Raw genomic sequence first — 8,020 nt, forward strand, 5'->3', positions numbered from 1 at the left:
GGATGACAGCCTCGCGATCAGGAGATTCACCCTCATGGCCCTGCCTCCCGGTGTCGTACTGCGTCCGATCCAGGCCCGCGACGATGCCGCCGCAGCGGCGATCATCCGTCAGGTGATGAGCGAGTTCGGCGCCGGCGCGATCAGCGATCCGGAGGTCGATGCGATGCAGCGCGCCTACAGCCTGCCGCGCAGCGCCTACTTCGTGGTCGAACGCGAGGGCCGCCTCGGCGGCGGCGCCGGCGTCGGCCCGCTGCTGGGCGGCACCGACCGCGTCTGCGAGCTGCGCAAGTTCTATCTGCTGCCGTCGGTGCGCGGGCTGGGGCTGGGACAGGCGCTGCTGGATCGCTGCCTGCTGACCGCGCGCGGGTTCGGTTTCGACCAATGCTACGTCGAGGTGCTCGATCGCATGAGCGAGGCGCAGCGGGTGCTGGAGGCGAACAGTTTCCAACTGCTGCAAGCGCCGATGGGCTACGGCGGGTTGCGCGGCGTCAATACCTGGTATCTGCGCAGTTTGTAGCGCGCCTCGGGCTGGGCGCCCTGCCCCGGCCCATGGCTTTGGGGTCTGCCCGCCGACCTGGCCGGCCGCGCCCGGGCCCCGGGCGAGCGCCGGGAGCCCGCCCCCGACCCCGCCCGCGGTCCGGGCGACGATTGCCGCCGTCCTTTAGAATGGCGGTTTTCCGCCTTCAGGACCGCCCATGCAACTCGACAACGTCCGCGCCGTGATCACCGGCGGCGTCTCCGGCCTCGGCCTGGCCGTGGCCCAGCACCTGGTCGCCCGCGGCGGCAAGGTCGCGCTGTTCGACGTCAACGACGACAAGGCCGCGCAGGCCGTGGCCTCGCTCGGCGAGGACAAGGCCCGCTATTTCCGCACCGATGTCACCAACGAAGCCGGCGTCGCCGAGAACTTGAACGCGGCCAGGGACTTCCTGGGCGGCCTCAATGTCGCGATCAACTGCGCCGGCATCCTCGGCGCCGGCCGGGTCCTGGGCAAGGACGCGCCGATGGCGCTGTCGCAGTTCCAGACCACGGTGATGGTCAATCTGGTCGGCAGCTTCAACGTCGCCAAGGCGGCGGCGAATCTGATGCAGGGCAACGAAGCGGGCGAGGACGGCGAGCGCGGCGTGATCGTCAACACCGCCTCGGTGGCCGCCTACGAAGGCCAGATCGGCCAGGCCGCGTATTCCGCGTCGAAGGGCGGCGTGGTCGCGATGACCCTGCCGATGGCGCGCGAGCTGTCGCGCTTCGGCATCCGCGTGATGACCGTCGCGCCGGGCATCTTCTGGACGCCGATGGTCGATGGCATGCCCGAGTCGGTGCAGCAGTCGCTCAGTGCCTCGATCCCCTTCCCTTCGCGCCTGGGCCGTCCGGAAGAATTCGCCGATCTGGTCGCGTACATCCTCGGCAATCGCTATCTCAACGGCGAGACGATCCGCCTGGACGGCGCGACGCGGTTGGCGCCGAAGTAAGCGGCGGGAATCGGGAATGGGGAATCGGGAATCGCAAAAGCGATCCTGCCTTCGCTCCACGATTCCCGCGCCACCGCCTTTACGATTCCCGATTCCCGATTCCCGATTCCCGATTCCCCATTCCCCATTCCCGGCCACACACCAATGAAAGCCTACGACGTCAAAAAAGGTAACGTAATCGAACACAACAACACCGTGTACCAGGTGCGCGACATCGAACGCAGCTCGCCGCAAGGCCGCGGCGGCAACGTCAAGTTCCGCTTCACGATGTATTCGGTTCCCGGCGGCATCAAGTACGACCTCAGCGTCGGCGGCGACGACGAGCTCAAGGAAGTCGAACTCTCGCGCCGTCAGGTCACCTACTCGTACAAGGACGGCGACGCGTTCGTGTTCCTGGACGACGAGGACTACACGCCGTACACGCTCGACGCCGATGTCGTCGGCGACGCCGCCGGCTACATCGTCGATGACCTCAGCGGTTGCTATGTGCAGATCATCGACGACCAGCCGGTCGCGTTGCAGTTGCCGGCCAGCGTGACCTTGCAGGTCATCGAAACGCCGCCGGAACTCAAGGGCGGCACCGCGACCAAGCGTCCGAAGCCGGCCAAGCTGCAGACCGGTATCGAAATCATGGTGCCGGAGTACATCGGCAACGGCGAGCGCGTGCTGGTCAACACCGCCACCGGCGAATTCGCCGGCCGCGCCGACTGATCGATTCGCCCGGGCCCATGCGGCCCGGGTTCGGCGTGCGCCGGTGTCGACCGGCGCCGGCACGAGCGGCCGCTCTTCGACAACGCCTTCGCGCAAGGATGCGTAGCATGCGTCGCTTCAAACGCCGGTCCGCACGCGGGCCGGCGTGTTCGTGAAGGAGCCGCCATGACGCAACACGCATACGAATTCGCCCCCGCCACCGACGCCGACCTGCCGCGTCTGCTGCCGGTGCTGCGCGATTTTTATCGGGTCGAACATCTGCCCTGGAACGAGCCGGCGCTGCGGCGCGCGCTGGCGGCGCTGATCGCCGATCCCAACGCTGGCCGCTTGCGCTTGATCGTGCGCGACGGCGAGATCGCCGGTTACTTCGTGCTGGGGTTCTGTTTCAGCCTGGAATTCGGCGGGCGCTTCGGCTTGCTCGATGAGTTGTTCGTGCTGCCGGCGCATCGCGGCGGCGGATTGGCCAAACGCGCCTTGGCGGAGGTCGAAGCGCTGTGCCGCGCCGAAGGCCTGGATGCGCTGCGCCTTGAGGTCAACGACGACAACGCGCATGCGCGCGGCATCTACGAACGCGCGGGCTACATCGTGCATCCGCGGCGATTGATGACTTTGTGGCTGCGCGACTGATTCGGTTCGCGCATGCGCTGAACGCGCCGCACCCCGCATACATCCAGCGGCGTTCATGCCGATGAACGCGATACGGTTCCGCATGGCCTCGCGCAACGCAGCGTGCGCACGGCGAAGCGCGCTCGAGCAAGACATCGATAGCAGCGATCGGAATCACAGAAAATCCCCGGAGAATTCGCGCGATGCACTTGCAGGATTGTGAATCCGAACACGCTGCGAACGCTGCCACATTGCTGCAACCTGCCATGTCCAGGCTTTATTGTTTAAGCGCGGCGCAACGCCGCCCGCCCAGCCCTGGAGCAAGGCCTTGATCTCCTCGAATCGTCGCGATTTCCTCAAACTCGCAGGCGGCGCCGCCGCGCTGAGCCTGTTGCCTCCTTCGATCCGCGCCGCCCTGGCCACGCCGGCCGCGCGCGTGACCGGCACGATCCAGGACGTCCAGCACGTGGTCATCCTGATGCAGGAGAACCGCTCGTTCGATCACTACCTGGGCGCGCTGCGCGGTGTGCGCGGCTTCGACGATCCGCGGCCGATTCCGCTGCCCGGCGGCAAGACCGTGTTCGAGCAGCCCAAGTCGGCGACCAGCCCGAACAACGTGGTGCTGCCGTTCCACCTGGACACCGCCAGCACCGCCGCGCATTGCCTGGCCGACATCGATCACAGCTGGAAGGGCGCGTATTCGCGCTGGAAGGACTACAACGCCTGGATCTCGGTCAAGGGCCCGATGTGCATGGGCCACTTCACCCGCGAGGACATGCCGTTCTATTACGCGCTGGCCGATGCGTTCACCGTGTGCGATGCGTATTACTGCTCGCATCACGGCCCGACCAATCCCAATCGCATGCATTTGTTCACCGGCACCAGCGGCATGACCGTGGGCGATCTGGGCCCGCAGGCGGTCAACAACGCCGACGACGGCAACTGGAGCGCCGACATGGCGCGCGACAACCCGAACTTCGCCGGGCATCGCTGGACCACCTATGCCGAGCGCCTGCAGAACGCCGGCATCGCCTGGCGCGTGTACCAGGAACACGACAATTACGGCGACAACTCGCTGCCCTACTTCGCCAACTTCCGTAAGCTCGATACCAACTCGGAACTGTACAAGCGCGGCCGCGCCTGGGCGCCGGGTTCCACCGCGGAAAACGCCACCAAGTCGCGCGGCGAGTACCTGATCGCCGATTTCGCCAAGGACGTGCGCGAAAACAAGCTGCCGGCGGTGTCGTGGATCGTCCCGCCGTACATCATGAGCGAGCACCCGGCGGCGACGCCGGCCTACGGCGAATCGCTGTCCGCGCGCTTGCTGGAAGCGCTGGTGGCCAATCCGGAGGTCTGGTCGAAGACGGTGTTCATCATCAACTACGACGAGAACGGCGGCTTCTTCGATCACGTGCCGGCGCCGCTGCCGGCGATCGATTCGAATCTGGGCAAGAGCACGGTCGATACCGCGACCGAAAACTACAACGGCATTCCGGTCGGTCTGGGCGTGCGCGTGCCGATGTTCGTGATCTCACCGTGGAGCAAGGGCGGCTGGGTCAATTCGCAGGTGTTCGACCACACCTCGGTGCTGCGTTTCCTGGAATCGCGCTTCGGCATCGCCGAGCCCAACATCAGCGCATGGCGGCGCACCGTCGCCGGCGATCTGAGCACCGCCTTCGACTTCGACACGCCCAACACCAGTTTCCCGGTACTGCCCAGCACCAGCTCGACGATGGCCAACGCCGACGCCAGCTGCAAGCTCGCCAAGCCCACCGCGCCGGCGCAGCCGAGCATGCCGCGGCAGGAACGCGGCCAGCGCCTGGCGCGCGCGCTGCCGTACGAGTTACGCGTGGACGGCCGCATCGAAGCCTCCAGCGGCCGTTACTGGCTGGACTTCGGCAACGACGGCATCGCCGGCGCCTGCTACAACGTCTACGCCGGCAATCGCACGGACGGCCCCTGGTACTACACGCTCGATGCCGGCACGCAGTTGTCGGATTACTGGAGCGCCAAGCAATACACGAAGGGAATCTACGATCTGTCGGCCTACGGTCCGAACGGTTTCCTGCGCGTGTTCCGCGGCGATCTGAACAAGGCGCTGACGGCGACCGGCGCCAATCCGGAAGTCTCGGTTCGCCACGACACCGCCGCCGAGCAACTGACCCTGACCCTGGTCAACACCGGCAAGGCCGCGTGCCGGTTGACCTTGAAGCCCAACCGCTACAGCAGTACGGCCGCGCGCAATTTCGACCTGGCTCCGGGCGCGCGCGCGACCGCGCTGTGGCCGCTGGCGGCCAGTCGCCATTGGTACGACTTCAGCATCACCTCCAACACCGACGCCGGTTATTTGCGCCGTTTCGCCGGTCACGCCGAGAGCGGATCGGACAGCGTCAGCGATCCGGCCATCGGGGCCTGAGTCGCGGCTTCGCCAGCGCCGCATGCGAGAGCGACGACATGACCGATCCCGACAACGCCAATAACCGCCGCACCGTGGCGGCTTACGAAGAGTACGCTCACCGCTATGCGCAGGCGGTATCGGCGACGCCATCGGCCGGCGAGGCCGAAGGCTTGCGACGGTTGGCCGCGGCCGTCCCGGCGTCCGGCCGCGTGCTGGATATCGGCTCCGGGCCGGGCTGGGAAGCCGATTTCCTCGAAACCCTCGGCCTGCAGGTTCGCCGCACCGACGTGACCGAATCGTTTATCCAGTTCCAGATCGAACGCGGCAAAGCGGCCTACCGGTTCGATGTGCTGAGCGACGAGATCGCCGGCACCTACGACGGCATGTTGATGCTGTACGTGCTGCAACACTTCGAACGCGAGCAGTTGGACGACGTGTTGCGCAAGCTGGCGCGCGGCCTGACCGCGAACGGTGCGCTGCTGCTGTCGCATTTTCTCGGCGAGGGCGAAACCTGGGAGGGCGATGCGCGGGACTATCGCTTCGTGCGCTGGTCGAGCGAGGCGCTGGACGAACGCCTGGCGCAAGCCGGATTCACGGTGGAGTGGGAGAACTTCGACGAAAGCGAACGCGAGGAACGGCCTTGGCGCCGTGTCCTCGCGCGCAAGCACGGTTGATCGGCGACGCGCCTGCGTTCGCTGTTATCGGTCCGGCCCGGGCTTCAACCACCGTCGCAGGTGCGCGTACACCTGCGCGTCGCCTAGCAGATCCAGGTGATGCAAGCCGTACCCCACCCATTGTTGCGGCTTGGGAATACGCAGATCGAACGCGGGATCGCGGTGATAGCCCAGCGCGCTGGCGACCGGCACGAGGCCATCGCCGGACGGCAGATCGGCATCGGCGTCACGCGCGTTTTTCGAGGCCGCGGGTTTCGCGGAATCGGCCTTGTCGGTCGATACCGCGATCGCGTAACTGCGGACTGCCTGCGGCAGCGGAACCGGCGTGCGCGTGTCGGCGCGCTCGTCGCCTTCACCGCGTTTTTTGTCGGTGCGCACGCGGCTTGCGTGCTTGCGCCAATCCGAATCGAGCACATTGCCGTGGCGCAGATCCTGAATGCCGGCGCTGCGGATTTTGCCGAGCCGCGCGAACGGCGCGGTGTACGGGCTGAGCTGGATCAGCATGTCGAACCAGCTGCCGGCGCGCTCCAGCGGCGCGCCTTGGTGCGGGGTGCCTAGAAACACCAGGCTGTCGAGTCGGTCCAGCCATCGATGTCCGGCGCGCTCGGCGGCATGGCAGGCGCTGCGCGCGACCAGCCCGCCCATGCTGTGGCAGACGATGGCCAATCGTTCTACCGGCACCGGCCACTCGCGCAGCAGGCGTTCCAGGCGCGAAGCGAATTCGCGGCCGTTGATCGAGATATGCCGGCCGCTGTTGTAGTGCAGATACACGGGCGTCCAGCCGTCGTCCTGCTCCAAGGCGGCGCCGTGGTCGTGACCGTCCCAGTTCCATTGCAGGTCGTTCATGCACAGGCCGTGCACCAGCACGACGATCTTGCCGCTGGCTTGCGGCAACGCCGCCGCCAATGCTTTGCGTCCCAGCCGCAGCGGCTGGCCGTGGCTGCGCAGGCGCATATCGATCGCGATCGGATTGTCGGTCGCGGCCAGATGGTCGCCGAGCACGCCGTTGAGCGCGGCGATCACCGCGTCGCGTTGCGGCAGCGAGTCGATGCGGTCCAGCAGGGGCGCGACCTGGGCGAAGGCGAGATCGAGCGCATCGCCGACGAAGCGGGTGATGCCGCGCACGCTGCGATAAACCTGCCCGGTGATGCCGCGAGTGGGATCGCGCACCGGATTGCCCAGCGGCGCCGGCAAGGCGGCGATGGTGGCGTGGACGGATTCGACCAGATCGGCGACGCCGGTGATGGCGTCGATGGTGAGGCGGCCGATGCCGCGCAAATCGGTGCCGTGTCCGTGGCCGGCCTCGGGGCTGGCAAAGCGTTTGTTGGGCATTGCCGCGCGGTCGGGGGCTTGGGGGTTTCAGACTAGCGCAGTCGTTGGGGGCTTGGTGTTTGCGGGGCCGTTGCGGCGGCTGGCTGCAATGGCGCTGCGCGGCGGATTCGCCGTCGGCGGCTGCGGTGCGAGCTTATTTATCGCCGCGATTTGATCGAAAGGCATCGGGCCTGAAGGCCCTCCCACAAAAGCAGGCCCTCCCGCAAAAATCCCGCGGTCGGCGCGGCGGCTTTTGTGGGAGGGGCTTCAGCCCCGATGCTCTTGTCACAGATCGCCGCGACTTGATCGAAAGGCGTCGGGCCTGAAGGCCCTCCCACAAAAGCAGGCCCTTCCACAAAAATTCTGCTGCTGACGCGGCGGCTGTTGTAGGAGGGGCTTCAGCCCCGATGCTCTTGTCACAGATCGCCGCGACTTGATCGAAAGGCATCGGGCCTGAAGGCCCTCCCACAAAAGCAGGCCCTTCCACCAAAATCCCGCGGTCGACGCGGCGGCTTTTGTAGGAGGGGCTTCAGCCCCGATGCTCTTGTCACAGATCGCCGCGATTTGATCGAAAGGCGTCGGGCCTGAAGGCCCTCCCACAAAAGCAGGCCCTCCCGCAAAAATCCTGCGGTCGGCGCGGCGGCTTTTGTGGGAGGGGCTTCAGCCCCGATGCTCTTGTCACAGATCGCCGCGACTTGATCGAAAGGCATCGGGCCTGAAGGCCCTCCTACAAAAGCAGGCCCTTCCACCAAAATTTTGGTGTGGACGACGCGCAGGTCGGCGCCGGTGCGCTCAGCGCGGCGCGCGCCAACCACATGCGCGCCATCCGTGTGTCATGTACGCAGCTGACAGTG

7 protein-coding genes are annotated in these 8,020 nt (G+C 66.6%); 6 read left to right on the plus strand and 1 reads right to left on the minus strand.

Annotated features, from left to right (window positions below; all coding sequences use genetic code 11):
- Nucleotides 1-34: 34 nt before the first annotated feature.
- The 6 genes from J7J50_RS17880 (at nucleotide 35) to J7J50_RS17905 (ending at nucleotide 5,855) form a co-directional block, all read left to right on the plus strand.
- Nucleotides 35-517: a GNAT family N-acetyltransferase gene (locus J7J50_RS17880; protein ID WP_215057734.1), complete on the plus strand. Its 483-nt coding sequence runs from the start codon at nucleotides 35-37 to the stop codon at nucleotides 515-517.
- A 178-nt stretch (nucleotides 518-695) separates the two neighbouring features.
- The gene (locus J7J50_RS17885) at nucleotides 696-1,466 is read left to right on the plus strand and encodes an SDR family NAD(P)-dependent oxidoreductase (RefSeq protein WP_215057735.1); all 771 of its coding nucleotides are present in this window, start codon (nucleotides 696-698) and stop codon (nucleotides 1,464-1,466) included.
- 144 nt (nucleotides 1,467-1,610) lie between these two features.
- Nucleotides 1,611-2,177: an elongation factor P-like protein YeiP gene (yeiP, locus tag J7J50_RS17890; protein WP_215057736.1), complete on the plus strand. Its 567-nt coding sequence runs from the start codon at nucleotides 1,611-1,613 to the stop codon at nucleotides 2,175-2,177.
- A gap of 165 nt (nucleotides 2,178-2,342) precedes the next feature.
- On the plus strand, nucleotides 2,343-2,804 hold the full coding sequence (locus tag J7J50_RS17895; protein ID WP_215057737.1) for a GNAT family N-acetyltransferase: 462 nt from the start codon (nucleotides 2,343-2,345) through the stop codon (nucleotides 2,802-2,804).
- Nucleotides 2,805-3,111: 307 nt separating this feature from the next.
- Nucleotides 3,112-5,199: a phospholipase C, phosphocholine-specific gene (locus tag J7J50_RS17900; RefSeq protein WP_215057738.1), complete on the plus strand. Its 2,088-nt coding sequence runs from the start codon at nucleotides 3,112-3,114 to the stop codon at nucleotides 5,197-5,199.
- Between the two features lie 38 nt (nucleotides 5,200-5,237).
- Nucleotides 5,238-5,855, plus strand: a complete 618-nt coding sequence (locus J7J50_RS17905; RefSeq protein WP_215057739.1) for a methyltransferase domain-containing protein — start codon at nucleotides 5,238-5,240, stop codon at nucleotides 5,853-5,855.
- A gap of 24 nt (nucleotides 5,856-5,879) precedes the next feature.
- Here J7J50_RS17905 and J7J50_RS17910 read toward each other — a convergent pair whose 3' ends face one another.
- Nucleotides 5,880-7,187: a GPI inositol-deacylase gene (locus J7J50_RS17910; protein WP_215057740.1), complete on the minus strand. Its 1,308-nt coding sequence runs from the start codon at nucleotides 7,185-7,187 to the stop codon at nucleotides 5,880-5,882.
- Nucleotides 7,188-8,020 lie beyond the last annotated feature (833 nt).

This window comes from Lysobacter sp. ISL-50 (assembly GCF_018612875.1).
Lineage (GTDB): Bacteria > Pseudomonadota > Gammaproteobacteria > Xanthomonadales > Xanthomonadaceae > Lysobacter.